Here is a 26,144-nt window from a genome sequence, read left to right as displayed (position 1 = left end):
AAGATTATGAAAACCATCACAGATACCCTAAACCTCACCCCGCAAGGCAAAAATTTTTTAACTGCCGACTGGTCTGCTCCTGCCAATGTTAAAACGCTTATTACCACGCGCAACGGCGGTGTCAGCGAAGGCGTATACCGCAGCCTGAATGTCGGTTCGCACGTCGGCGACAATCTGGAAGCCGTGCTCCGCAACCGCGAAATCGTACAGGAACAAGTCGGCCTGCCCGTTGCCTACCTCAATCAAATCCACAGCACCATTGTTGTAAATGCCGTCGAAGCGTTAGGAAATACACCCGACGCTGATGCCTCGGTGGATACAACGGGAACAGTCGCTTGCGCTTCGATGACTGCCGATTGCCTGCCTGTCTTGTTTTGCGACAAAGCAGGGACAGTCGTTGCAGCAGCTCATGCAGGTTGGCGCGGTTTGGCCGGTGGCGTTTTGCAAAACACTATTGCAGCAATGAATGTCGAGCCGTTGGAAATCATGGCCTATCTCGCCCCTGCCATCGGCCCTGATGCGTTTGAGGTGGGACAAGATGTATTTGATGCGTTTTGCACACCCATGCCAGAAGCTGCAGATGCGTTTGAAGACATCGGCGGCGGCAAATACCTTGCCGACATTTACGCTTTGGCGCGCATGGTTCTGCACCGCGAAGGCGTGAACATGATTTATGGCGGCACCCATTGCACTGTCTTGGAGCGCGATACTTTCTTCTCCTACCGCCGCGACGGACAAACCGGCCGCATGGTCAGCCTGATTTGGTTGGAAAAATAAGATTTTCGCCATCAAAGACAAGGCCGTCTGAAAGACTTTCCGTTTACGGTTTCAGACGGCCTAAACATTATTCGTTATAATCCGACGATACCGTAACCGGTTTCAACGAAGGAATATCCAATGAAAAAAATCCTATTGCCTGCACTCGCCCTATTGCTTGCCTCTTGCGGTTTCCACCTGAAAGGCACAGGCGTGACTTCTCAGCCGCTGCCTTATCAAAACTGGCATGTAGAAGGCGGAGCCGTCATGCAAAAAGCGCTGGAAAATGCCTTACGCCGTGCCGACGGTCATCCGGTTAGCGAAGCCGAATCACAAATCACCCTGCGCGTTGTCGACTTTCAAAAACGCCGCGATATCTACACCATCACCCGCGCCGCCGCAATCAACGAATACCTGCTGGCCATGACCGTCAAAGCCCAAGCCTTCCGCAACGGCGAGCCGGTTGGCGAACCGCTGGAAATTAAGGTTCACCGCACCATGGACTACGCCGACAGCGAAGTTTTGGGTAAACAGGAAGAGGAAGAAACCATTTGGTCTGAAATGCGCATTGACGCCGCAGATCAAATCGTCCGCCGCCTGACTTTTCTGAAGGCGCAATAATGGCTGCCGCGCCCATTGAGAGCCTGCGCCCCGATACGCCGCTCAAACCGTTGTACATTATTCACGGCGAAGAGGATTTGTTGCGCATCGAGGCTTTGGATACGCTGCGCGCAGCCGCAAAAAAACAAGGTTATCTCAACCGCGAAGTCTATACCGCCGAAAACAATTTTGACTGGAACGAGCTGTTGCAAAGTGCCGGCAGCGCAGGTTTGTTTGCAGATTTGAAACTACTGGAAATCCACATTCCCAACGGCAAACCCGGCAAAAACGGAGGCGATGCCCTGCAAACCTTCGCCGAACGCCTGCCCGAAGATACGGTTACGCTTATCCTCCTGCCCAAGCTTGAAAAAGCGCAAATACAGTCCAAATGGTTTTCCGCATTGGCAGGCAAAGGCATCGTCTTAGAAGCCAAAGCCGTTGCGCCACATGCTTTGCCGCAATGGATACAGGGCCGTCTGAAACAGCAGGGTTTGGATATCGAACCTGAAGCACTCGCCCTTTTTGCCGAGCGCGTCGAAGGCAATCTTTTGGCCGCCCGTCAGGAAATCGAAAAACTCGCCCTGCTCCATCCTCAAGGCCATTTGATCAATATTGCCGACGCAGAGGCCGCGGTTGCCACCGTCGCCCGCTTCGACGTATTCCAACTGGCGGGCGCATGGATGAAAGGCGATGCCCTGCGCGTTTCCCGTTTGCTGGACGGTTTGGAAGAAGAAGGCGAAGAGCCGGTTTTGCTGTTGTGGGCGGTTTCCGAAGACATCCGCACCCTAATCCGCCTGACTGCCGCACTCAAGCAGGGACAAAACATCCAAAGCCTGCGCAACAGCCTGCGTTTATGGGGCGACAAGCAGACCCTTGCACCGATGGCGGCCAAACGCATTTCCATCAACCGCCTGCTCGACGCGCTCAAAACCTGCGCCAAAATCGACCGCATCATCAAAGGCGCGGAAGAAGGCGATGCATGGACCGAGTTCAAACAACTCGTTACTTCGCTGGCCGCCTAAAAACCGTTTCCACGCGTCAAGAAACTTGCACGCAATACGCCCCAAAAACAGAAAATACTGTAAAATAGCGTAAACTCAAATTCAGGCCGTCTGAACCTCGCATTTCAGACGGCCTCTTCCAGCAAAAAACAAGGAAACACCAACCATATGGATAATAAAACCAAACTTCGCATCGGCGGTCTGGCCCTGCTGACCACTGCCGTATTAAGCCTCATCATCGTTCTGATCGTCGACTCATGGCCGCTCGCCATCCTGTTGGCCGCCATCATCGTAGCCGCTGCCGCAGGCGGTTTCGTTTGGACTTCACGCCGTCAGCAACGCCAATTCCTCGAGCGCCTGAAAAAATTCGACATCGATCCGGAAAAAGGCCGTATCAACGAAGCCAACCTGCGCCGTATGTACCACAGCGGCGGCCAACATCAAAAAGACGCAATTACCTTGGTTTGCCTGTCACAAAAATGTTCCGTTGACGAAGCGCACGCCATCTTCAAAAAACGTCCGACCCGTCAGGAAATGAACCAAATGGCTGCCCAACAGGCACGCGGTCAAAAACGTCCACATCGTTAATCCTGACAGTAACAGGCCGTCTGAACATCCTATCCCGTTTCAGACGGCCTGTTTTTATTTCCATCAAACCCATTTCCGTTTCCATCGCATTATGACCCGTCTTCCTACCGCCCCACTCAAACGCCGCCTCGCCGCACTGGTTTACGAACTTCTACTGACCGGCGCCGTGACCAGCATTGCCGCCCTTGCAGCCGGTATTGTCGCCATCTTTCTCAATCCAATTTCCACGCGCCTGTCCATGCTGACAACCTGTCTGATTCTGTTCTACGCATGGTGGCTCTACTTCCGCGCCAACTGGGACAAAAAAGGCCAAACCCTCGCCATGCAGACATGGAAGATCGGTTTAGCCGATAAAAACGATACCCAACCGCCCCTACCACAACTGCGCCTGCGCTTTATTTGGGCTAGCATTTTTATTGTTTTCATTCCTCTATTTGCCTACGCCGGATTGCGCCATCTGCTCAATATCCCGCCTAAAGGCGCATTCGGTGCCGCGCTCATTTGGCTCATCCTGCCATGGGGCTTCGCCCTGTTCCATCCCGACCGCCAGTTCCTCTACGACTTCTTGGCCGGAACAAGGCTGGTGGATTTGAGTCAGAAGAAAACAAATGAATAAAATCCAAAAGCGGCTCAAGCTCTAAATGAAATAAAGGCCGTCTGAAACTCAAGATACGTTTCAGACGGCCTTTAATCATAACATCAAGCGATGATTATTCTTGCCAACGTTTGAACACCAGCGAAGTATTGACGCCGCCAAAAGCAAAGTTATTGCTGACCACATAATTGGTTTGAATCTCGCGTCCGCCAGTTTGGATGTAATCCACCTTGCCGCAACGCGGATCGATGTTTTCCAAATTAACAGTCGGCGCAAACCAGCCGCTGTTCATCATTTCGATGGTAAACCAGGCTTCCAACGCGCCGCACGCGCCGAGTGTATGGCCGAGATAGCTTTTTTGCGAACTCATAGGCACAAAACCAAACACCGCCCCAGTAGCCAATGTTTCGGCAATATCGCCTTTTTCGGTCGCCGTACCGTGGCCGCTGACATAGCCGACTATATCAGGCGTAATACCGGCGTCTTTCAGCGCAAGCTCCATACATTTTTGCATGGTTTCTTTTTGCGGCTGGGTAACGTGGCTGCCGTCGCTGTTGGCACCATAGCCGACAAGCTCGGCATAGATTTTTGCACCGCGCGCACGGGCGTGTTCCAATTCTTCCAATACGAAAATGCCTGCGCCTTCGCCGATGACCAAGCCGTCTCGAGCGTTGTCGTAAGGGCGCGGCGTCAGCTCAGGTTCGCCGTTGCGGCGGCTGGCGGCATAAAGTGAATCGAAAACATAAACTTCAGACGGACAAAATTCTTCGCCGCCGCCGGCCAGCATCATATCAATCAGGCCGTATTTAATCGCTTCGTAAGCATAACCAATGCCTTGGCTACCCGAAGAACACGCGCTCGAGGTCGGGATAATGCGGCCTTTCAAGCCGAAGAAAATACCGATATTGGCGGCAGTCGTATGCGGCATCATACGCACATAAGTATTGGCGTTGAAATTGCGCGATGTGCCTGTTATCAAAAGTTCGCCCATATCGCCGATGTCCTTGGTGCTGCCGACAGACGAACCGCACGCTACGCCCATACGGCCGTCTGTAATGCTTTCATCACCCAGCAAGCCTGCATCCGTCAAGGCTTGTTCCGCTGCATCAACACACAAATGCGATACGCGACCCATGCTTCTAAGCTGCTTGCGCGTCCAGTGTTCGGGAGGAGAATAGCCTTCAATCGGCGCACCCAGTTGCGCTTCCAATTCAGGAAAGCGTCCACTCCAGTCCATGTATTTGACCGCGTTTTTTTCGGCTTTAAAGGCCGTCTGAATACTTTGCCAATCACGGCCGAAGGCGGTAATACCGCCGATACCTGTTACTACGACTCTTCTGGTATTCAACACAAACCTCCGTTCACAGCAATCACTTGGCGCGTAATGTACGCCGCTTTTTCATCCATCAAAAAGCGCACCGCATGCGCCACTTCCTCGGGCAATCCCATACGCGCGGCAGGGATGGCCTTTAAGATTTCTTCGACAGGCACGTTCTCATCGATAATATCGGTATCGATAAGACCCGGCGCCACACAGTTGACGGTAATTTTGCGTTTTGCCAACTCAACTGCCAAGGCTTTTGCTGCGCCGATTAGGCCCGCTTTGGACGCGCTGTAATTGACCTGACCGCGGTTGCCCGTCAAACCGGACACCGATGCCATGCACACAATCCGTCCTGCTTTGCGGCGGCGGATCATCGGCATGGTCAAAGGGTGCAACACATTATAAAAACCGTCCAAATTGGTACGCAGCACCAAGTCCCAATCATCATCAGTAAACGCAGGAAACGCATTGTCGCGCGTCAGGCCGGCATTCAACACCACGCCGTAATATGTGCCGTTTACCTCAATGTCGGCAATCAAAATTTCACGGCAGGCTTCACGGTCAGATACGTCAAACTGCAACACGCGCGCATTTCTACCCAATGCACGGATTTCTTCCGCGACAGCTTCCGCTTCATCGCGGCGGCTGCGGCAGTGGACGACAATATCAAAGCCGTCCTGCGCCAAACCAAGTGCGACGGCTTTGCCGATACCGCGATTAGACCCTGTAATTAAAATAGTTTCACTCATACGTTTTCTCACTATATCGACAGGCCGTCTGAATCTTTGTCTTTTCAGACGGCCTTGTAAACGGTTTAAATGATTTGACCGTCTTTCGGACTGTACACATTTAAAGAGGCTTTTGCCAGCAAACCGTCCGGCGGCAACAGATGCTTCACATCTTCCGGCGCATCCGTCCAGCGCAACTCGCAATCAAATACGCCCATGCCGCCCAAATCCTGAATGGACACATGCGCCCTGACTTCCAACTCAATACCGACAGGCACTGAATCGGCAAACAAATCCAGCTTACGCGTTCCCAATAAAAAACCCAAACGGACAGGCTCTCCGGCCTTTAAAGCCTCAATGCCTGCAAACGCGCCTATGCCCTGCGCCATCAATTCCATATAAGCCATAGACGGCAACACGCCGTCCTGCAGCAAAATATGCTTATCGCCAACCGGCGCACGGCAAACCGTATAGTCATCGCCAAATTCTTTCACACAGTCGATAAGCACCATATGTCCGCTGTGCGGAAGCAGCGAAGCCACATCATAAATCGGGGCACTCGGTATTGAAGGCATAAAATGTCATCCGGGAATAAATTACGTTACAATATGCATTATAACAGAGCCTAGCTTTTACTAACTCATTTCATTACAATGTATGAAAATGTAAAACATTGAAAGACATCATGCCTCAAAACGTTTGCCGTTTCAGCTTCAATATCGCCGCATGGCAGGCCTCCTCCAGCAAAATCAGTACGCCGGAGCAATGGCAGGACTGGGCGCAGGGAAAACTCGATACCACCTCCCTGCCGGAGTGCAAACCCGCGCTCTCCTTTTTGCCGCCTATGCAACGCCGCCGCTTGGGTAAAGCGGCACGCTTGGTTTGTGATGCCGCATGGAATCTGGCTGACCAATATCCCGAAAGCGTACCGGTTTACGTTTCGCACGACGGCGAAAGCAACCGCAGCTTTGAATTATGGCAAGAGCTTTTGAACACGCATACCGTATCCCCGACCTCATTCGGCCTGTCCGTCCACAACGCAACGATTGGGCAATGGTCGATGTTGCGCAAAGACATGAGCGAACATACCGCGTTGGCCGTTGCCGCCGACTCCTTTGAAACCGCGTTGACCGAGGCATTCGCGCTTTTGCAAGACGGTGCACCGTCTGTTTTAGTAATTGTCGCCGATGATCCGTTATCCGAAGACTATCCCGTCTTGGCTACACGTGCACCGTTTGCCTATGCATTGGCACTGGTCATTACCAAAGGCGAAGACTATACCTTAAGCTTGGAAACCACAGCCGCAAGGCCGTCTGAAAATCCTAACGATACAACAGTCGAGCCCTATTGGAGCAGCTTGGAGTGGATACGCTTCCTGCTTTCAGACGGCCGACAACATACTCAACACTATATCGGTAGAAACTGGCACTGGCAGAAAAACGCATGAAGACTTTAGACTATTTCCGTCGCTTTTTTGCTACACTCTTCGGCTTCATCCTCTTCGGCGTTGCAGGCGTATTGTTCAAAATCGCACTTTTGCCCTATACGCTAAAATCGACCAAAGGCGACATCAAACGCCAACTTGAAGCAAGACGCATGATAGGCAAAGTTTGGCGTTTCTTCGTCGGCTACCTGCAATGGTCGGGCGTATTGAGCGTCCGTTTCAACGGCTTGGAAAAACTCGGCAAACCCGGTCAGCTCATTCTTGCCAACCATCCCTCGCTTTTGGATGTCGTCTTGCTGATCAGCCATTATTCCGAGCCGAACGTACTGGTTAAAAAAGACCTGTTGCACAACCCCAGCATGAAAAGCCAGATTATCGCTTCCGGCTACATCCCCAACGATGAAAGCATGGAAATGCTGGAAGAAATCGATGCCGTGTTCAAAAGCGGGCAAAGTCTGCTGATTTTCCCCGAAGGCACGCGCACAGGTTGGGACGGACAGGTTAAAATGCACCGCGGCGCCGTATCGCTCGGTTTGCGCAGCGCATCAGTCATCACGCCCGTGTGCATCAAGATGACGCCGCCCAATTTTAAAAAGGGGCAGCCGTGGTACAAAATCCCGCCACAAAAAATTCATTATGAAATTACCGTCGGCGACGATATCCTGCCTGAAGAATGGCTGGCAGAAAAACCCCTGCCCATCGCCGCACGACGTTTAAACGAATACCTGCAAGACTATTTTACAAGGAAAACCACATGAGCAATTTAGAAAACCAAATCAAACAATTAATCATCGACAGCTTAGGTCTGGAAGATATTACCGTTGCCGACATCGGCAGCGAAGATCCGCTTTTCGGCGACGACGGCCTGGGTCTGGATTCGGTTGATGCATTGGAACTTGGTTTGGCCGTACAAAAAACCTTCGGCTTCCAGCTCGACGGAGAAAACGACAACCTGCGCGAAAACTTCGCCAACGTCAAAACACTGGCCGAGTTCGTCAAGAGCCGCCAAGCATAAGGGAGAGAGAAGATGACCGAACAAGAAGTACGCGCCCTGCTGACCGATGCACTAGTTAACCTGTTTGAAATCGAACCGGAACGCATCAAACCCGAAACCAACCTCTACGAAGATTTGGAAATCGACAGCATCGACGCCATCGACCTTATCGACCACATCAAACGCGAAACCGGCCGCAAACTGCAAGCCGAAGACTTCCGCAACGTGCGCACCGTAGAAGACGTGGTTCAAGCGGTCTTAAAAGTACAACAAGATTCCTGATTCCGCTTTGAATCAGCATATTTTCAGACGGCCTTGTCAATCCGCAAGGCCGTCTGAAAATCAATCACAACCATGAAAATACTAGGAAAACTCCTACTGACCCTTGCCAGTCTCGCGTATCCGCTCCTATGGTATTACGGCAGGGAAAACGGCTCATTTTTCTGGCTTGCAGCGGCTATGTGTGTGTTATGGCTGATACGCGCCGCCATGCCGCAAACCACAGCCCAACGCATTACAGCGATTATCCTTGCTGCTTTTTTTGCGGCGGTACTGGTTTTCAGACGGCCTGACTCGATGTATTGGTATCCCGTTGCCGTCAACGCGCTGATGCTTGCCGTTTTCGGCGGCAGCCTGTTTGCCAAACAAACCGTCATTGAACGTCTCGCCCGACTGCAACATCCCGACCTTTCCCCCGAAGGCGTGCGCCACACTCGGCGCGTTACGCAAATCTGGTGCGCCTTCTTCATTTTCAACGGCGCAACCGCCGCCATTTTGGCTGGCTTGCAATATTACGACTGGTGGGCGGCTTATACGGGCATCGTGTCTTATGTGTTAATGGGAATCTTATTTGCCGGAGAGTGGCTTTATCGGAAATTGGTTTTGAAGGTTTAATCCATTAAAAATATTTTATCAATTAGACGAATAACCATAATGAAAAAAATCATCCTACTTACCCTGATTTCCTTCACATCTACCGCATGTTCTTCGACATCTAAAACGCCTTTATCCCCAGAAGAAAAGGCAGAAGCCGAATACAAGAAAAATTATACGGAAGTTGCCAGCCACACCATCAAAACGCGCTCGGGAAACCTGACCGTCATTGACCGAATACACAATCGTTATTCTGACGATACTACAACCAGCAGCATGAATTTGATGATTATTCGGAAATCCAATACGGTAAAAGCAAGAGCTGCACAAACAGCCGTATTTACAGCAACTTTTGCATTACTTATTCTTGCCCGCAACAGCAATCATATTGGATATGAAGGTCCTGACCTGCTGGACAAACACAGTTTAAGCGGGAAGCCTATTAAACCGAATTTTGCGAATCCCGTTTTTGAACAATTCTCCCCAAAAGTTCGCGATTGGGCGGCAAAATGGTCATTTAAAGGCAATAGTGCCAATAAAAAACTATTTGTCCAACCGGGTCGTTTCTATTTGGTTTATGAAAAATTCAATAAACGAGACCGATTCTTTCTGAACAATGAAGTCAGCCTTTTTTTAGACGGACAAAGCGGCAAAACCGATCACTTACTCCATTGTTTCAAACGAAGTGAAAGCCATTCATTGGAAGAGTGGCAGGCAAATGATTACGAATTGATACGCCAAACGACAAACAAACAATACGATGAATGCTTGGCCCAATTCAAAGAAGATACCAAGGCAAATACATCAAAATTATAAAACCTTAGAACCATCATGCACCTAATCCGAATCCTATCCCCCGACCTACCCCAACACGACCTTATCGCCGCCCATCCGAATTGGACGCGTGCTGATTTCAACCGTGCGGTTTTTCATCTGTCAGGCCGTCTGAAACAGGCAGGCGTGCAAACTGCCGCGTTGTGGTTTGACGATGCCGCGCTGTTTGCCTGTGCCGTGTTGGCAGTGTGGCATTCTGGCGGAAAGGTTTTATTGCTGCCCAATTTGGCGCAAGACAATTTGGAGTGGGGGAAAACGGCAGAGGCGTTTTTAACAGATTCAACAGATAAAAAGCTGTCTTCAGACGGCCTGAACGTCTGGCACTTGCCTGATGTATTGACTCAAACAGAATCGGAAGGACTGAGCACCTATCCTGAAAACTATCTGATTCCCGACCATGCCGAAGCATGGCTGAAAACATCGGGCTCCAGCGGCGAAGCGCAGATTATTGTGAAAACCGCCGCGCAAATGCAGGCAGAAGCTCTGACTTTGGCAAATACGCTGCCATTTGGACAACACAGTGAAACCGTGATCGGCAGCGTGATTCCGCAACATCTTTACGGCTTCACGTTCCGCTTCGCACTCGCACTGATAATGGGTTGGACTATGGAGCGACAGCAGGCGGTTTATCCGGAAAACCTGCTTTCCAGCACGGCCGCACACGATAAAGTGGTTTGGATTGCCAGTCCGGCCGTGCTCAACCGCTTGGGCAAAAACCGCAACTGGCAGAGTATCGGCCATAAAATTACAGGCATTGTCTCGGCCGGCGGTGCGTTGCCCGCAGCCACGGCGGATTTGCTGCAACAGGCTGCCGTCCGCCCGTTTGAAGTTTATGGCAGTACCGAAACCGGTGTGATTGCCTCACGTTGCGAACGCCAAGAATGGCAGCCTTTCGAAGGCGTGGAAATCGGGCAAAACGAAGAAGGCGCACTATGGGCTTCTTCGCCTTGGTCGCCCGAACCCCGCCAAACCGCCGATTTGATCGAGCCGCAAGATGACGGTTTCCTGTTACTCGGTCGTCAAGACCGCATTATTAAATTCGAGGACAAACGCGTGTCGCTGACTCAAATCGAACACGAACTTTTACAACACCCTTGGATTGCCGACGCCCACTGCGGCCGCCATCCGCAACACCAACGCATTGCCATATGGGCGGCATTAAATGCAGACGGTATCGCCGCCTTACGCGAGAAAGGCCGTGCTGCGGTTGCCGATACGCTCAAACGCCATCTTGCCTCCACACAGGACACCATTGCCCTGCCGCGTTACTGGCGTTTTACCGACAGCCTGCCGCGCAATGCCCAAGCCAAAATCGCTGCGGTGGATTTTCAGACGGCCTTTACCGTTGCCCAAACTTCGCCCGTTTGGTCGAAAACATCATCTGACGATGAAACCAATACCGAAACTTTTATCGGGCGCGTGCCTTTGGATTTGGTTTATTTCGGCGGCCATTTTGCCACCTTCCCGCTGGTTCCAGGCGTGGTCGAGCTGCAATGGGTGCGCAACCTGATCGCGCCCCAGCCATGGAGTAAACAGCGCGTCATCCGCATCGAAAATCTAAAATATCAGCAGTTTATCCGTCCTCACGATAAAGTGTCGGTAGAGCTAAAATACGATGAAGGTAAAAACAAACTGAGCTTTAAAATCAACAACGGAGAGTATCCGTGTGCATCAGGACGGATTGTGTTTGAGGCCGTCTGAATATACTTATTAACTTTTTAGTGGAAAACCAACAATATGCAACTCTTCCCTGCCCTAGAACAACGCTATTCCCACGAACACCAGTCTGCAGGCGAGGCTCAACGTCTGGCTCAAGAAATCGCTTTTGCACCGATTGTGTTCCAAGTTTCCCGCCTGATGGTGAAATTTGGCATTCTGGACCTGCTGAACGACCATCCAGACGGCCTCACTCAAGCCGAAATTGCTGAAAAAGCGAAAATCAGCAACTACGCGGCACAAGTCCTGCTGGAAGCTTCGCTGTCTATCGGCACTGTCTTGACTCGCGACAACCGCTATTTCATCAGCAAGGCCGGTTGGTTTGTCCTCAAAGACAAAATGGCCCGCGTCAACATGGATTTCACGCAGGAAATCTGCTACCTAGGCATGTTTGATTTGGAAAAAACCCTGCAAACCGGCAAGCCCGAAGGCCTGAAAGTATTCGGCGACTGGCCGACCATTTACGAAGGCTTGTCTTCATTGCCAAGCGTCGCGCAGGAAAAATGGTTTGCATTCGACCATTATTATTCCGACAACTCCTTCGCCGAAGCACTGAACACCGTGTTCGCCAAACCGGTTAAAAAACTGCTCGATGTCGGCGGCAATACCGGCCGCTGGGCGGAACAATGCGTCAACCACAATGCCAAAGTCGAAGTAACCATCATGGATCTGCCGCAACAAATCGGCTTGATGCGCGAGGCGACTAAAGGCAAAAACGGCGCGGACCGTATCCACGCCCATCCGGCCAACCTGCTTGATCCTGAGATTCCGTTCCCAACCGGTTTTGACGCGATCTGGATGAGCCAATTCCTAGACTGTTTCACCGAAGAACAAGCCACCAGCATTCTTCAACGCGCCGCTGCATCTATGAGCGAAAACACCAGCCTCTACATCATGGAGCCTTTCTGGGACAGACAACGCTACGAAACCGCTGCCTACTGCCTGACCATGACCAGCCTGTATTTCACTGCCATGGCCAACGGCAACAGCAAAATCTTCCATTCTGAAGACCTGATCCGTTGCGTTGAAAAAGCCGGATTGAAAGTAGCGGAAATTTCAGACGGCATCGGCCGCGGCCACAGCATCTTGCGCTGCGTTAAGGCCGTCTGAACATCATCTTTTAAACCCTAAAAAGAGACCGACCCCAACAGCCATTTCGGCTATCGGGGTCGGTTTGTTTTTGGTATCCGTTTTAAAACATCAGCCGCGCAACATCCATATTGCACACACTAACACAATCGCTACCGACAAAGCGGCAAGCAGTTGTCCCATTCCTGCCAATTTAGGCTGTTGGGCATCAATAGTTTTAAAGCCACTCATCATCGGCGTAATCAAATCCTGTTTTTTCACAAAGCGATACAGCAAAACAGCCGCGATATGTACACCCGCCAAAACAGCTAAAACATTAAAGAAATTGACATGGATTTTTCGCGCCAGCGTACCGGCGTGTTCGCTGACCAAATGATTTAAAAAGCCGGAATTGGTAAACGTATTTTCATCGGCGGCAAATAAGCCTGTGGCCGTCTGAAAAACCAAGGCGGCCAATAAAGCGATGACCATCAGCGCGCCCAAAGGATTGTGGCCGACCAATTCGTCTTCAGACATTTGACCTTGCGTATAGCGGCGGATTTCGGAAAAAGGACGCACAAAACGGCTGAATCTTGCCGTATCGCTGCCCCATATCCCCCAGCACAAGCGGAAAACCACCAAAGCCAGCATCAACAAGCCGCCGCGCAAGTGCCATACCAGCATATCGCCGCCTCGGGTGGCGCTGTACCACATGAATCCCATCAATAACACCAAGAGCCAATGGAACAGGCGCGTAGGTGCGTCCCAAACTTTTATTTTTTGCTTCATTACCTTTTACTTTCTGATTTAAAATTAAATTTCTTATCTTGGAAGATTACGCCATGCAGCCCATCTACACGCTTCCCGAATCGCTTCAGGCCTTTCAGACGGCCTTAGTATTTCCCGACGTATTCCGCCCTCGTGCCCAAGAGTCGCACAAAGGCACATACGGCACGCTTACCATTATCGGCGGCGCAACGGGAATGAGCGGTGCGGTAGTTTTGGCAGCTACAGCCGCCATATATCAAGGATGCGGCAAGGTTTGGGCGGGTTTCAACCAAGCCACGCTGCCTTTTGCCATCATTCCCGAACGCCCTGAAATCATGCTCGCCACTGCGGCCCAACTGATGGAGCACAACGATGTCAGCGCACGGGTAATCGGCTGCGGATTCGGTTTGGACGGATTATCAGAGCAGCTGCTGCTCCAAATCCTGTCGACACACCATGACCGGCCTTTATTGCTCGATGCAGATGCCTTGACACTGCTGGCCCGTTCTCCCGAATTGGCCGAACGCCTCAAATCGTACAAACATATCATCCTGACACCTCATCCGGCCGAAGCCGCCCGCCTACTCGGTACCGATACTCAATCAGTTCAAGCCGACAGGCAAAAAGCCGTAACCGAAATCAGCCGTAAATATGCCGCAACCGTCGTGTTAAAAGGCCATCATACATTGGTGGCCACGGCAGACGGCATAGTCTATACCAACACCAGCGGCAATGCCGGTTTGGCCACCGCAGGTAGCGGCGATGTCTTGAGCGGCATTATCGGCAGCCTGCTGGCACAAGGCATTCCGACATTCCAAGCCGCCTGCGCCGGCGTATGGCTGCACGGAGCGGCAGCCGATGTTATCAAACACAGCGGCCAAATCGAAACCGGTATGCTCGCCGGAGAAATCGCACCTGCCGCCCGATGGCTGCGCAATATTTTATCAAAAGAGTAATACTATCTATATCATAAATACAAATTGCAGGCCGTCTGAAAATCAATCTCTATTTTCAGACGGCCTGGTTTATTTTTAAGTCATTTTGCAAATTAAGGTTAAGGCGTGTATCCTTGATTTCCCTTAAAAACAACTTCACAACATATTATCATGAGTATCCTCAATAAAATCAGCAACTTTATTGGAAAAACATTTTCCCTTTGGGCGGCGCTCTTTGCCGGCATCGCTTTTTTCGCACCCGACACCTTCAAATGGGTCGGCCCTTACATTCCTTGGCTTCTGGGCATCATTATGTTCGGCATGGGCTTGACGCTCAAACCTTCCGACTTCGATATTTTGTTCAAACGCCCCAAAGCCGTCATCATCGGCGTGATTGCACAATTCGCCATCATGCCGGCAACCGCCTATCTGCTGGCCAAGCTGTTAAACCTGCCTGCCGAAATCGCAGTCGGTGTGATTTTGGTCGGCTGCTGCCCGGGCGGCACGGCTTCCAATGTAATGACTTATCTGGCGCGCGGCAATGTGGCTTTGTCGGTTGCCGTTACATCGGTTTCTACTCTGATTTCTCCATTGCTGACCCCCGCTATCTTCCTGATGCTTGCCGGTGAAATGCTGGAAATCCAAGCGGGCAGTATGTTGATGTCCATCGTCAAAATGGTTTTATTCCCCATCGTTTTGGGCTTGATTGTCCATAAAGCCTTGGGCAACAAAACTGAAAAACTGACCGACGCGCTGCCGCTGGTTTCCGTTGCCGCCATCGTACTGATTATCGGCGCGGTAGTCGGCGCCAGCAAAGGCAAGATTATTGAAAGCGGCCTGCTGATTTTCGCGGTTGTCGTACTCCACAACGGCATCGGCTATCTGCTCGGCTTCTTTGCCGCCAAATGGACCGGCCTGCCTTATGATGCACAAAAAACGCTGGCCATCGAAGTCGGTATGCAAAACTCAGGCTTGGGTGCCGCCCTTGCCGCCGCACACTTTGCCGCCGCGCCGGTCGTTGCCGTTCCCAGCGCATTGTTCAGCGTGTGGCACAATATCTCCGGCTCGCTTCTGGCAACTTATTGGGCAGCCAAAGCCGATAAAAATAAAGAATCCTAAACGTCTTTAATCATAAGCCGTCTGAACAGGGATAAACGAAATCAACGATTTCTGCCTTACCTGTTCAGACGGCCTTTATTTTGAAATCAAGCAGTATTATTGTTTCACTGCTTCGATTTGGATATTTATGTTAACTTTTTTGCTCATACCGGCACTTACCAAATAATCCAAGCCCCATTTGGTACGGTCGATGGTGGTGCTGAAATCGCCGCCGCACACTTCTGCTTTTAACATCGGGCTTTGGTAGCAGTTGAATTTGTCGGCTTTGAGTTTCACCGGCGCAGTTTTGCCGTTCATAGTCAGATTGCCATCAACGGAAAGCAGTTTTTTGCCGTTGAAATTGAATTTGGTGGATACAAAACGGATTTCAGGGTATTTGTCTGCATTGAAAATATCGGCAGATTTCAAGTGTTGGGTAAAGCGGTCAGAACCGGTTTGCAGTTTGGACAAAGGCAATACGATATCGATTGAGCCTTGGCGTTTGGCACGGTCAAATTCCAAATTGCCGGTCAAACCATAAATACCGCCGACGTTGGTGCTGGTGTTGAAATGGTCGATGGCAAAGCGGGCATTGGCATGGAATTCGTCCACTTTATAAACAGCGGCAGACGCAGCAGAAGCCAACATGGCCGAACACAATGCAAACATGATTTTTTTCATCGTCTTATCCTTAGAAATGTGAGAAGTTCCCTATCATATCACTTTTTGATGCCAACATTTTTTGCAAATGAGAAAGACAACGTTTCATCCTAAGAAAACTTCAGGCCGTCTGAACGAGAGGACAGCAAATTCAGGTGAAGCAAACACAGTTTAGTTTTATTACAAAATAGCGTGCTTCATCGCTCGTAATTGGTATAAAATAGCCAGTTATTTCTACAACGGGCCGCCAACCAACCAGCCTATTTCAGACGGCCTCAGCATAAAACAAAGGAACAAAAATGCCTGAATACCGCTCCAAAACCTCTACCCACGGCCGCAATATGGCAGGCGCGCGCGCATTGTGGCGTGCGACCGGCGTCATGGAAACCGACTTCGGCAAACCGATTATCGCCATTGCCAACTCCTTCACCCAATTCGTCCCAGGCCATGTGCACCTGCACAATATGGGCCAACTGGTTGCCCGTGAAATCGAAAAAGCCGGCGGCATTGCCAAAGAATTCAACACCATCGCCATTGACGACGGCATCGCCATGGGCCACAGCGGCATGCTCTACTCCCTGCCCAGCCGCGACCTGATTGCCGACTCCATCGAATACATGGTCAACGCCCACTGCGCCGATGCTCTGGTCTGCATTTCCAACTGCGACAAAATCACCCCAGGCATGCTGATTGCCGCCATGCGCCTGAACATTCCGACCATCTTCGTTTCCGGCGGCCCGATGGAAGCCGGTAAAGTTATCGGCGTAGCCAATATTCAACCAGAACGCCGTTTGGACTTGATTGACGCTATGATCGAATCGGCTGACGACAATATCAGCGACAAACAAGTCGAAGAAGTCGAGCAAAACGCCTGCCCGACTTGCGGCTCCTGCTCCGGCATGTTTACCGCCAACTCCATGAACTGCCTGACCGAAGCACTCGGCCTTTCCCTGCCGGGTAACGGTTCATACTTGGCGACCCACACAGGCCGCAAAGAATTGTTCCTCGAAGCCGGCCGCATGATTGTCGAAATCACCAAACGCTACTACGAGCAAGACGACGAAACCGTATTGCCGCGCAGTATTGCCACTAAAAAAGCGTTTGAAAACGCCATGACCATGGACATCGCCATGGGCGGCTCTACCAATACCATCCTGCATTTGCTCGCCGTTGCCAACGAAGCGGGCGTGGATTTCAAAATGGCCGACATAGACCGCCTGAGCCGCGTTGTACCTTGCATCTGTAAAACCGCGCCAAACAACCACGACTACTACATGGAAGACGTGCATCGCGCCGGCGGCATTTTCGCCATCCTGAAAGAATTGGACAAAGCAGGCAAACTGCACACCGACGTGTACACCATCCACGCGCCGACCCTGAAAGACGCAATTGAAAAATGGGACGTGACCAACCCTGAAAACACCCATGCCATCGAGCGTTTCAAAGCAGCTCCCGGCGGCGTGCGCACTACTCAGGCGTTCTCGCAAAACCGTATGTGGAAAACCCTCGACCTCGACCGCGAAAAAGGCTGTATCCGCGATGTTGAACATGCCTACTCGCAAGACGGCGGTTTGGCAGTATTGTTCGGCAACATCGCCGAGCGCGGCTGCGTGGTGAAAACCGCAGGCGTGGACGAGAGCATCCTCAAATTTACCGGCCGCGCCCGCGTGTTTGAAAGCCAAGAAGACGCAGTAGAAGGTATTTTGGGCAATCAAATCGTGGCCGGCGATATCGTCATTATCCGCTACGAAGGCCCTAAAGGCGGCCCGGGTATGCAAGAAATGCTGTATCCGACTTCTTACCTGAAATCCAAAGGTTTGGGCAAAGCCTGCGCCCTGCTGACCGACGGCCGCTTCTCCGGCGGTACTTCCGGCCTGTCCATCGGTCACGCTTCGCCTGAAGCGGCAGAAGGCGGCGCAATCGGTTTGGTACACGAAGGCGACGCCATCGAAATCGATATTCCAAACCGCAGCATCCACCTTGTCATTTCCGATGAAGAGCTTGCCGCACGCCGTGCCGAAATGGAAGCACGCGGCAGCAAAGCGTGGAAACCGGAAAACCGCGACCGCTACGTCTCCGCAGCCCTGCGTGCCTACGGCGCGATGGCGACTTCCGCCGACAAAGGCGCAGTACGCGACGTATCGCAAATCGAACGTTAATTAACCTGACTTTAAGGCCGTCTGAACGCTTTCAAGTGTTTCAGACGGCCTTCATTCAAACGGACAAATATGGACAAATTCATTTTAGCGATGATCGGCATGGCCATTGCCCTGTTGATTATTATTGGCGGCGGATTTATCGCTGTCGAATATTTCAAATCCCATCCTGAAGCATTCCAAGTCAAGCCGCTATCAAAATAATCATTTAACGGCATGAGTTTCAAAGAAAAAGAGCCGTAGCTCAAGGCCGTCTGAACGCAGTACATATAATGAAACACATTCTTTACTGGCTGGGTGGTTTTGCCGTCGCCCTCGGTATATTCCAATACTACGAAACCCATCGCTATTCCGAAGACCAGCTCATCTACGCCCAACCGCCGCAAAATCGTTCTGCCGTTGCCGATTTTGACGCCTTGGCGTATTTAAACTTCCTCCGCGCCTCAGCCAATCTGCCCGCACTGGCGCACTCAGCCACACTCGAACGCGCCGCGCGTAATCATGCCCGCTATCTGCTGCAAAACCCTGACGACGGACATGACGAAAAAAATATACGCAATCCCTTTTATACAGGCCCACGCCCATCAGACCGCACGCGCAAAGCCGGTTATGCCTATAAAGGCGTGCACGAAAACGTCAGCACCGGCCAGCACCCGCCAAACGAAAAAATCAACGACCATCTGCCTGCCCAACATCAGCTGGACAATCTAATGACGGCGATTTACCACCGTCTCTCCTTACTCGATCAAAATATCGACGAGGCCGGAGCGTCGTTTGAATCACAAGGCAAACAAATCGCGTTAAGCATCAATCAAGGCGACAGCAGATTCAACAGCCTCTGCCAAAAAAACCGCCCCCTATCCGACCTCAGCCGTTCGTTTTATCAAGATGCCTGTCATGGTCATGCCATTGTTTATGCGGATGAAATTTCCAACCGCAAAACCCAGCCTTACATCACCTATCCGCAAGGCAACTTCGCTTCGCCGGTTTTCCACGGCGAACGTCCCGACCCTATGCCGCATTATGAAATGACCGGCAATCCGATCAGCATCGCCTTCTCAGAACAATCGCCTCCGGTCAAAATGCGTTCGTTCAAACTGTATCAGGACACAAAAGAAATCAGAGACGTCAAAATCTTAGATAAAGATAATGACCCGAACCGCCTCCTGACCGAACGTCAATTTGCGCTGTTTCCTTTACAACCATTGGAATACGACACCGACTACCGAGCCGTGTTCGAATACCGTCAAAACGGAAAAGACAAAACGGCCGAATGGACATTCAGCACGCAAAAACCCGATTATCCTTACTTCATCGTCAAAGGCGGTGAAACGCTGGCCATCGAATCCGGACAAAAATATTTTATCCATTGGCAGGATTTTTGGTGCTTGAAGCAATGCGAACGCTACAACTACCGCATGAACCGCGACACCCAAATCGACATTATCGAACGACAGGCCGGCGGTATTATTATCCGTGTCAACGGAAGCAAAGGCAGCAGCATCCGCTTAATGCCCGAAGGCGAAGACAGGCGCGCCATTACACTTTATTTATGGAAATAAAGCCGTTTTCAGACGGCATGAAGCACCAAAAAGCTGATAAAATACCGCCTCACCCCCCTATGGCAAGCTATCCAATATGACCAAACATCCGCAAACAGCAGCCAATACCCGCTATGCCTTTGCCAGCATTGCCGCCATGTTGGCCGCATTTTTACTGTTCGTTGCCGTGATGTTGCTGCCTTTGGGGCTGACGGCGGACACCCAAGTGAGCCTAATACGGTTTTCACTCTACGCAATCGTGCTATTTGCCGTACTTGGCGGTATTTTTTCTGTACGCGTTGCCTATTTGCGTAAAAAGAACGGAGCATGACATGACCCAAGCCGATAAAATCCCACAAGAAATCCGCCTCCAGCAAGAGCGGCGCGTACTGACTTTGGTCTATGTTGACGGTGCCAAGAGCCTTCCTGCCGAATACCTGCGCGTGTACTCGCCCAGCGCGGAAGTGCGCGGACACGGTGCCGGCCAAGATGTTTTGCAAACAGGCAAAGCCGAAGTCAGCATTACCGATTTAGACCCCGTCGGCCAATACGCCTTGAAAATTACTTTTTCAGACGGCCACGACAGCGGCCTTTACGACTGGGACTATCTCTACCGACTGGCGCACAATCAAGACGCGCTTTGGCAAGACTATCTCGACCGCCTCGAGAAAGCAGGCGCGTCTAGAACGCCAAGTGCAGAAGATTTAAAACCCAAACGCACACATTCCTGCGGTAGCGGCGGTTGCGGCGGAAAGGCCGTCTGAAAAAAGGCGAAGCCGACATTGGACGACGGCAGAATCATTGACGGCAAAGCGTTCATCTCCCCGCCCAAAAAAGGATGGGTAGTGGCCATCTTCGGCGATACCAAAGCCTGCCCGCAGGCAGTGCGCGCCGCGCAAAACGCAGATGTTTTGGTGCATGAAGCAACCTTTGCGGCAGGCGATGAAGAAACAGCGGAACGAGTATTCCATTCGACCGCATCCGATGCCGCCAAGCTGGCCTTGCAAGCCAATGTGAAAGAACTTTACCTGACCCACATCAGCGCACGTTATACCGAAGAAGAGCAATGCCTGATGCTGGAGCGGCAGCCACAAACTATATTTCCCGCGTCGAAAGTGGTTGGCGATTTCGACGTATTCAATATCTGAATCCGTATTATTTTAAGAAGGCAGACACTATGAGCGACCACAAAACCCATTTCGGCTTCTCTACCGTTGACGAAGACGAAAAAGCAGGCAAAGTTGCCGAAGTCTTCCACTCCGTGGCAAAAAACTACGACATTATGAATGACGTAATGTCCGGCGGTCTGCACCGTGTTTGGAAACATTTCACCATCAATACCGCCCGCCTGAAAAAAGGCGACAAAGTATTGGACATCGCCGGCGGTACTGGCGATTTGTCCCGAGGCTGGGCGAAACGTGTGGGCAAAGAAGGCGAAGTTTGGCTGACAGACATCAACTCCTCCATGCTGACGGTCGGCCGCGACCGCCTGCTCAACGAAGGCATGATTCTGCCCGTATCGTTGGCAGACGCTGAAAAATTGCCGTTTCCCGACAACTATTTCAATCTGGTTTCCGTCGCATTCGGCCTGCGCAACATGACGCACAAAGATGCCGCGCTGAAAGAAATGTACCGCGTATTGAAACCGGGCGGCACCCTGCTGGTGTTGGAATTCTCCAAAGTGTACAAACCTTTGGAAGGCGTGTACGACCTCTACTCTTTCAAACTGTTGCCGATTATGGGCAAACTGATTGCCAAAGATGCCGACAGCTACCAATACCTCGCCGAGTCCATCCGTATGCACCCCGACCAAGAAACCTTGAAGCAAATGATGCTGGATGCAGGCTTCGACAGCGTGGATTACCACAACATGAGCGCAGGCATCGTTGCCCTGCATAAAGGCGTGAAATTCTAAGGCCGTCTGAAACAAACACAAAGGGCGTGATTGATAGACACGCCCTTTGTTTTTAAACCTTACCCAAGCCAATCTGACACAAAACAAAGGCCGTCTGAACAGCCGTAAAATGAAATTAAGGATTTCGGTTACACCATTCAGACGGCCTTAATACGTTTAAATCAGCTTATGTCCCTGCTTTCACGCTTTGCCATTGGCGGACCATAAATTTCAACGCCGCCGGTTGGATAGGTACCATGATAAAGCTGTTTTTCAAATCTTCATCAGTCGGGAAAATCGTATTGTCGTTTCTAAACTCTTCATCCATCAGCTCTTGAGCCGGTTTGCTGGACGGCGCATAAGTAACAAAATTGCCGTTTTTCGCCGCAACTTCAGGATCTAAGAAATCATTGATATATGCATGGGCATTGGCCACATGTTTGGCATCTTTCGGAATCACAAACGAATCCACCCAAATCCCCACGCCTTCTTTCGGCATCATCACACGGATTTTTTCCTTGCCGCCTGCTTCTTCCGCACGGCGTTTGGCAATGTTCAAATCACCGCCAAAACCAATCGTTACACAAGTATCGCCGCGTGCCAAATCATCGATAAAACCGGACGAGGTAAACCGCTTGATGTACGGACGGTTTTTCTTCAAGACTTCCGTAGCCGCCTTAATATCAGCCGTTTCGCTGCTGTTTGGATTTTTACCCATATAGTTCAACACCATAGGATAAATTTCCGCCGCGCTGTCCAAATAGCTGATGCCGCATTGCTTGAGTTTGGACGTGTATTCGGGGTTAAACACCAAATCCCATTGATTGTCCGGCAGCTGATCCGTGCCCAAAGCCTTTTTCACACGCTCGGTATTGATAGCGAAGGTGTTAGTACCCCAATAAAACGGAACGGCATATTCATGCCCCGGATCGACACCTTCCATCAGCTTCATCAGTTGTGGATTCAAGTTTTTATAGTTGGGAATAAGGGATTTGTCGATTTTTTGATACGCACCTGCCTTAATCTGCCTACCGACAAACGCATTGGAAGGACCCACGATGTCGTAACCCGACTTGCCGGTCAATACCTTGCTTTCCAGCGTTTCATCGCTGTCATATACATCGTAAGTTACTGCGATACCGTGTTTTTTCTCAAACGCGGCAACCGTCTCGGGATCGACATATTCCGACCAGTTGTAAATGCTCAATACCTTTTGATTATCGGTTTGAGCCGCCTTGTCGGCAGAAGTTTTGTCCGAGCCGCCGCAGCCGGCCAGCGCCAGCGCAGTCAGTACGATGAGGGGCAGATGTTTGGTCATTATCATTCCTTGCGTATCCGGTTGAAAATAGAGAGGCATTATAAAGCAGGCAAGCCCGAGCGGATAGGCTTCATTGTTAAAAGATATCGTCCCGCTTAAGGCCGTCTGAAAGATAGGTTGCAGCCAACTTAAAACCTTTCTGCCGATAGCTTGAAATATGGTTTTGCGGTAAGATAACGCCCATTCGTTTTTAATCGCAACGCGCCGTCCGGGCCGTCTGAAATCCTTGTAAAAAATTTATCGAGACATTATGAAAACCACCGAACTACGCCAAAAATTCCTAAAATTTTTCGAATCTAAAGGCCACACCATCGTCCGCTCCTCCTCGCTCGTGCCACACGACGACCCGACCCTGCTGTTTACCAACGCAGGCATGAACCAATTTAAAGACGTATTCCTCGGCTTTGACAAACGCCCCTACAACCGCGCCACTACCGCGCAAAAATGCGTACGCGCAGGCGGCAAACACAACGACTTGGAAAACGTCGGCTACACCGCCCGCCACCACACCTTCTTTGAAATGATGGGTAACTTCTCCTTCGGCGACTACTTCAAACGCGACGCGATCCACTTCGCTTGGGAATTCCTGACTTCTCCCGAATGGTTGAATATCCCTAAAGAAAAACTCTTGGCGACCGTTTACGCAGAAGACGACGAAGCCTACAACATTTGGTTGAACGAAATCGGCATGCCTGCCGAGCGCATCGTCCGTATCGGCGACAACAAAGGCGCGAAATACGCATCCGACAACTTCTGGCAAATGGGCGACACCGGCCCTTGCGGCCCTTGCTCCGAAATTTTCTACGACCACGGCGAAGAAATCTGGGGCGGCATTCCGGGCAGCCCTGAAGAAGACGGCGACCGCTGGATCGAAATTTGGAACTGCGTATTCATGCAGTTCAACCGCGACGAACAAGGCAATATGAATCCGCTGCCTAAGCCTTCCGTCGATACCGGCATGGGCTTGGAGCGTATGGCCGCCGTCATGCAGCATGTTCACAGCAACTACGAAATCGACTTGTTCCAAGACCTGCTCAAAGCCGTTGCCCGCGAAACCGGCGCGCCATTCAGCATGGAAGAACCCAGCCTGAAAGTCATCGCCGACCACATCCGCTCCTGCTCCTTCCTGATTGCAGACGGCGTATTGCCTTCCAACGAAGGCCGCGGCTACGTATTGCGCCGCATTATCCGCCGCGCTGTACGCCACGGTTACAAACTCGGTCAGAAACAGGCGTTTTTCTACAAACTTGTGCCCGATTTAGTCAAAGTAATGGGTGATGCGTATCCTGAGTTGAAAGAGAAACAGACACAGATTATGGAAGCCTTGCGCGCGGAAGAAAGCCGCTTCGGCGAAACGCTGGAAAAAGGCATGGGCTTGTTCAACCAAGTGCTCAACGGCATGAAATTCCTGAAACTGGAAAGCCTGCTGCCGCAAGACGGTGTGGGCAAACCACTGACATTGAAAACTGCAGATGGTGTGGAATTTACCGCCGCTTCCCGTGTTACTCCGGGCAAAAAGCAAATCGTTATCCGTCCTCGAGTTTCAGGCAGCCTGAACGAAGGCATGTATATCGATTTGCAGGCTGCTTTGGAAACCGCCCATATTCCCGACGCGGAAAAACCGTTTGCCGAAGCCTTGAACACCTACTTGATGGACAACATCGCCAACAGCAAACTCGTTATCGGCGGCGAACACATCTTCAAACTCTACGACACCTACGGTTTCCCCTACGACCTAACCGCCGACATGGCGCGCGAACTGGGCATCGACTTGGACGAAGCAGGCTTCGAGCGTGAGATGGAAGCCCAACGCGCACGCGCACGCGCCGCACAAAGCTTCAAAGCCAACGCCCAACTGCCTTACGAAGGTCAGGACACCGAGTTTAAAGGTTATAGCGAACGCCAAACCGAATCCAAAGTCCTCGCCCTCTACAAAGACGGCGAGCAAGTCAACGAATTGAACGAAGGCGACGAAGGTGCCATCGTTATCGACTTTACCCCGTTCTATGCAGAATCCGGCGGTCAAGTCGGCGACGTCGGCTATATCTTCGCAGGCGAAAACCGCTTTGAAGTACGCGATACCCAAAAAATCAAAGCGGCCGTATTCGGTCAATTCGGCGTACAAACTTCAGGCCGTCTGAAAGTCGGCGACAGCGTTACCGCCAAAGTGGATGACGAAATCCGCAATGCCAATATGCGCAACCACAGCGCGACCCACTTGATGCACAAAGCCCTTCGCGATGTATTGGGCGAACACGTTGAACAAAAAGGCTCTTTAGTTACCGCCGAATCCACCCGTTTCGACATTTCCCATCCTCAAGCAGTAACTTCCGAAGAAATCGCCGAAGTCGAACGCCGCGTCAACGAAGCCATTTTGGCCAACGTTGCCGTCAACGCCGCCATTATGAGCATGGAGGATGCCCAAAAAACCGGCGCCATGATGCTCTTCGGCGAAAAATACGGCGACGAAGTACGCGTACTGCAAATGGGCGGTTTCTCTACCGAATTGTGCGGCGGTACACACGTTTCACGCACCGGCGACATCGGCCTCTTCAAAATCATCAGCGAAGGCGGTATTGCCGCAGGCGTACGCCGTATCGAAGCCATCACCGGCCTGAACGCACTCAAATGGGCGCAAGATCAAGAGCGTTTGGTTAAAGACATCATTGCCGAAACCAAAGCCCAAACCGAAAAAGACGTACTGGCGAAAATCCAAGCAGGCGCGGCACACGCCAAAGCATTGGAAAAAGAATTGGCACGCGCCAAAGCCGAACTCGCCGTCCACGCAGGCGCCAAACTCTTGGACAACGCAAAAGACTTGGGCGCAGCCAAACTCGTTGCCGCCCAAATCGAAGCCGATGCCGCAGCCCTGCGCGAAATCGTGACCGACTTGACCGGCAAATCAGAACAAGCCATCGTATTACTCGCCGCAGTAAACGACGGCAAAGTTTCCCTGTGCGCAGGCGTATCCAAACCGTTGACTGCCAAAGTCAAAGCAGGCGATCTGGTTAAATTTGCAGCCGAACAAGTCGGCGGCAAAGGCGGTGGCAGACCGGACTTGGCACAGGCCGGCGGCAGCGATGTCGAGAAACTGCCCGCGATGATTGAGAGCGTGAAAGATTGGGTCGGCGCGAAGCTGGCTTGATGTGGAAAGGCCGTCTGAAACGTGTTTTCAGACGGCCTTTGCCAACTATCTAGCCGTAGATTGGGTCTCGATCCAACAGATTTTGTGAAATATAAGAATGTTGGGGCA

General features: G+C 51.4%; 29 protein-coding genes. 23 read left to right on the top strand and 6 right to left on the bottom strand.

What is annotated here, in order from left to right; all coding sequences use genetic code 11:
- The first annotated feature begins 6 nt into the window (after positions 1 to 6).
- From pgeF to ACTHUR_RS02370, 5 genes are all read left to right on the top strand, one after another.
- Positions 7 to 777, top strand: a complete 771-nt coding sequence (pgeF, locus tag ACTHUR_RS02390; RefSeq protein WP_070695640.1) for a peptidoglycan editing factor PgeF — start codon at positions 7 to 9, stop codon at positions 775 to 777.
- 120 nt (positions 778 to 897) lie between these two features.
- Entirely contained in the window at positions 898 to 1,377 is a 480-nt protein-coding gene (locus ACTHUR_RS02385; protein ID WP_070695641.1) for an LPS-assembly lipoprotein LptE, read from the top strand.
- A complete protein-coding gene (gene holA, locus ACTHUR_RS02380) occupies positions 1,377 to 2,378 on the top strand; it encodes a DNA polymerase III subunit delta (RefSeq protein ID WP_070695642.1) in 1,002 nt (333 codons plus the stop codon). Before ACTHUR_RS02385 ends, holA begins: the two co-directional genes overlap by 1 nt.
- Before the next feature lie 147 nt (positions 2,379 to 2,525).
- Positions 2,526 to 2,945, top strand: coding sequence for a hypothetical protein (locus tag ACTHUR_RS02375; RefSeq protein WP_070695643.1), 420 nt, complete (start codon positions 2,526 to 2,528; stop codon positions 2,943 to 2,945).
- Positions 2,946 to 3,036: 91 nt separating this feature from the next.
- Positions 3,037 to 3,561, top strand: coding sequence for an RDD family protein (locus tag ACTHUR_RS02370; protein ID WP_070695644.1), 525 nt, complete (start codon positions 3,037 to 3,039; stop codon positions 3,559 to 3,561).
- Positions 3,562 to 3,655: 94 nt separating this feature from the next.
- On the opposite strand, the gene ACTHUR_RS02365 is transcribed toward ACTHUR_RS02370, so the two are convergent.
- From ACTHUR_RS02365 to ACTHUR_RS02355, 3 genes are all read right to left on the bottom strand, one after another.
- Positions 3,656 to 4,891, bottom strand: coding sequence for a beta-ketoacyl-ACP synthase (locus tag ACTHUR_RS02365; RefSeq protein ID WP_440361121.1), 1,236 nt, complete (start codon positions 4,889 to 4,891; stop codon positions 3,656 to 3,658).
- Complete coding sequence (gene fabG, locus ACTHUR_RS02360) at positions 4,885 to 5,613, bottom strand: 3-oxoacyl-ACP reductase FabG (RefSeq protein ID WP_070695646.1); 729 nt, start codon at positions 5,611 to 5,613, stop codon at positions 4,885 to 4,887. Before fabG ends, ACTHUR_RS02365 begins: the two co-directional genes overlap by 7 nt.
- Positions 5,614 to 5,678: 65 nt before the next feature.
- The gene (locus tag ACTHUR_RS02355; RefSeq protein ID WP_141754823.1) at positions 5,679 to 6,167 is read right to left on the bottom strand and encodes an ApeP family dehydratase; all 489 of its coding nucleotides are present in this window, start codon (positions 6,165 to 6,167) and stop codon (positions 5,679 to 5,681) included.
- A 110-nt stretch (positions 6,168 to 6,277) separates the two neighbouring features.
- Here ACTHUR_RS02355 and ACTHUR_RS02350 point away from each other — a divergent pair, with 110 nt between their 5' ends.
- From ACTHUR_RS02350 to ACTHUR_RS02315, 8 genes are all read left to right on the top strand, one after another.
- The gene (locus ACTHUR_RS02350; RefSeq protein ID WP_070695648.1) at positions 6,278 to 7,039 is read left to right on the top strand and encodes a beta-ketoacyl synthase chain length factor; all 762 of its coding nucleotides are present in this window, start codon (positions 6,278 to 6,280) and stop codon (positions 7,037 to 7,039) included.
- Entirely contained in the window at positions 7,036 to 7,794 is a 759-nt protein-coding gene (locus ACTHUR_RS02345) for a lysophospholipid acyltransferase family protein (RefSeq protein ID WP_070695649.1), read from the top strand. Before ACTHUR_RS02350 ends, ACTHUR_RS02345 begins: the two co-directional genes overlap by 4 nt.
- Positions 7,791 to 8,051 carry a phosphopantetheine-binding protein gene (locus ACTHUR_RS02340; protein ID WP_003680822.1) on the top strand — a complete coding sequence of 87 codons (261 nt, stop codon included), beginning with the start codon at positions 7,791 to 7,793 and terminating at the stop codon, positions 8,049 to 8,051. Before ACTHUR_RS02345 ends, ACTHUR_RS02340 begins: the two co-directional genes overlap by 4 nt.
- A gap of 12 nt (positions 8,052 to 8,063) precedes the next feature.
- The gene (locus ACTHUR_RS02335) at positions 8,064 to 8,312 is read left to right on the top strand and encodes an acyl carrier protein (protein ID WP_049344238.1); all 249 of its coding nucleotides are present in this window, start codon (positions 8,064 to 8,066) and stop codon (positions 8,310 to 8,312) included.
- A gap of 72 nt (positions 8,313 to 8,384) precedes the next feature.
- Positions 8,385 to 8,924: a membrane protein gene (locus ACTHUR_RS02330; protein WP_049344236.1), complete on the top strand. Its 540-nt coding sequence runs from the start codon at positions 8,385 to 8,387 to the stop codon at positions 8,922 to 8,924.
- A gap of 39 nt (positions 8,925 to 8,963) precedes the next feature.
- Positions 8,964 to 9,719, top strand: coding sequence for a hypothetical protein (locus ACTHUR_RS02325; RefSeq protein ID WP_440361122.1), 756 nt, complete (start codon positions 8,964 to 8,966; stop codon positions 9,717 to 9,719).
- Between the two features lie 15 nt (positions 9,720 to 9,734).
- Positions 9,735 to 11,438 (top strand): AMP-binding protein, encoded by a 1,704-nt coding sequence (locus ACTHUR_RS02320; RefSeq protein WP_070625637.1) that lies wholly within the window; start codon positions 9,735 to 9,737, stop codon positions 11,436 to 11,438.
- Positions 11,439 to 11,474: 36 nt separating this feature from the next.
- A complete protein-coding gene (locus tag ACTHUR_RS02315; RefSeq protein ID WP_004519935.1) occupies positions 11,475 to 12,563 on the top strand; it encodes a methyltransferase in 1,089 nt (362 codons plus the stop codon).
- Between the two features lie 90 nt (positions 12,564 to 12,653).
- Here ACTHUR_RS02315 and ACTHUR_RS02310 read toward each other — a convergent pair whose 3' ends face one another.
- Positions 12,654 to 13,310 carry a cytochrome b/b6 domain-containing protein gene (locus ACTHUR_RS02310; RefSeq protein WP_004519936.1) on the bottom strand — a complete coding sequence of 219 codons (657 nt, stop codon included), beginning with the start codon at positions 13,308 to 13,310 and terminating at the stop codon, positions 12,654 to 12,656.
- A gap of 53 nt (positions 13,311 to 13,363) precedes the next feature.
- On the opposite strand from ACTHUR_RS02310, the gene ACTHUR_RS02305 reads away from it, so the two are divergent.
- Together ACTHUR_RS02305 and ACTHUR_RS02300 are read left to right on the top strand one after the other, a co-directional pair.
- A complete protein-coding gene (locus ACTHUR_RS02305; RefSeq protein WP_004519937.1) occupies positions 13,364 to 14,245 on the top strand; it encodes an NAD(P)H-hydrate dehydratase in 882 nt (293 codons plus the stop codon).
- 150 nt (positions 14,246 to 14,395) lie between these two features.
- Positions 14,396 to 15,343, top strand: a complete 948-nt coding sequence (locus ACTHUR_RS02300) for a bile acid:sodium symporter family protein (protein WP_004519938.1) — start codon at positions 14,396 to 14,398, stop codon at positions 15,341 to 15,343.
- A gap of 96 nt (positions 15,344 to 15,439) precedes the next feature.
- Here ACTHUR_RS02300 and ACTHUR_RS02295 read toward each other — a convergent pair whose 3' ends face one another.
- Complete coding sequence (locus ACTHUR_RS02295; RefSeq protein WP_004519939.1) at positions 15,440 to 16,003, bottom strand: YceI family protein; 564 nt, start codon at positions 16,001 to 16,003, stop codon at positions 15,440 to 15,442.
- Between the two features lie 278 nt (positions 16,004 to 16,281).
- Here ACTHUR_RS02295 and ilvD point away from each other — a divergent pair, with 278 nt between their 5' ends.
- From ilvD to ubiE, 7 genes are all read left to right on the top strand, one after another.
- The gene (ilvD, locus tag ACTHUR_RS02290) at positions 16,282 to 18,141 is read left to right on the top strand and encodes a dihydroxy-acid dehydratase (RefSeq protein WP_070695653.1); all 1,860 of its coding nucleotides are present in this window, start codon (positions 16,282 to 16,284) and stop codon (positions 18,139 to 18,141) included.
- A 69-nt stretch (positions 18,142 to 18,210) separates the two neighbouring features.
- On the top strand, positions 18,211 to 18,342 hold the full coding sequence (locus ACTHUR_RS02285; RefSeq protein ID WP_256388404.1) for a hypothetical protein: 132 nt from the start codon (positions 18,211 to 18,213) through the stop codon (positions 18,340 to 18,342).
- 68 nt (positions 18,343 to 18,410) lie between these two features.
- Positions 18,411 to 19,700 carry a CAP domain-containing protein gene (locus tag ACTHUR_RS02280; protein WP_004519942.1) on the top strand — a complete coding sequence of 430 codons (1,290 nt, stop codon included), beginning with the start codon at positions 18,411 to 18,413 and terminating at the stop codon, positions 19,698 to 19,700.
- A gap of 76 nt (positions 19,701 to 19,776) precedes the next feature.
- Complete coding sequence (locus ACTHUR_RS02275) at positions 19,777 to 20,010, top strand: hypothetical protein (protein ID WP_003679719.1); 234 nt, start codon at positions 19,777 to 19,779, stop codon at positions 20,008 to 20,010.
- 1 nt (position 20,011) lies between these two features.
- Positions 20,012 to 20,443, top strand: coding sequence for a gamma-butyrobetaine hydroxylase-like domain-containing protein (locus ACTHUR_RS02270; protein ID WP_049344227.1), 432 nt, complete (start codon positions 20,012 to 20,014; stop codon positions 20,441 to 20,443).
- 18 nt (positions 20,444 to 20,461) lie between these two features.
- Positions 20,462 to 20,827, top strand: a complete 366-nt coding sequence (locus tag ACTHUR_RS02265) for an MBL fold metallo-hydrolase (RefSeq protein WP_224783360.1) — start codon at positions 20,462 to 20,464, stop codon at positions 20,825 to 20,827.
- A 29-nt stretch (positions 20,828 to 20,856) separates the two neighbouring features.
- Entirely contained in the window at positions 20,857 to 21,594 is a 738-nt protein-coding gene (gene ubiE, locus ACTHUR_RS02260) for a bifunctional demethylmenaquinone methyltransferase/2-methoxy-6-polyprenyl-1,4-benzoquinol methylase UbiE (RefSeq protein ID WP_004519946.1), read from the top strand.
- Positions 21,595 to 21,760: 166 nt separating this feature from the next.
- Here ubiE and ACTHUR_RS02255 read toward each other — a convergent pair whose 3' ends face one another.
- The gene (locus tag ACTHUR_RS02255) at positions 21,761 to 22,891 is read right to left on the bottom strand and encodes a polyamine ABC transporter substrate-binding protein (RefSeq protein ID WP_003685623.1); all 1,131 of its coding nucleotides are present in this window, start codon (positions 22,889 to 22,891) and stop codon (positions 21,761 to 21,763) included.
- 250 nt (positions 22,892 to 23,141) lie between these two features.
- Here ACTHUR_RS02255 and alaS point away from each other — a divergent pair, with 250 nt between their 5' ends.
- On the top strand, positions 23,142 to 26,036 hold the full coding sequence (gene alaS, locus ACTHUR_RS02250; protein ID WP_070822080.1) for an alanine--tRNA ligase: 2,895 nt from the start codon (positions 23,142 to 23,144) through the stop codon (positions 26,034 to 26,036).
- Positions 26,037 to 26,144: the final 108 nt, after the last annotated feature.

It is taken from the genome of Neisseria sp. P0021.S007, from assembly GCF_051956855.1.
The sequence above is the reverse complement of the archived record's forward strand: the minus strand, read 5'-3'. Positions and strand labels throughout refer to the sequence as shown.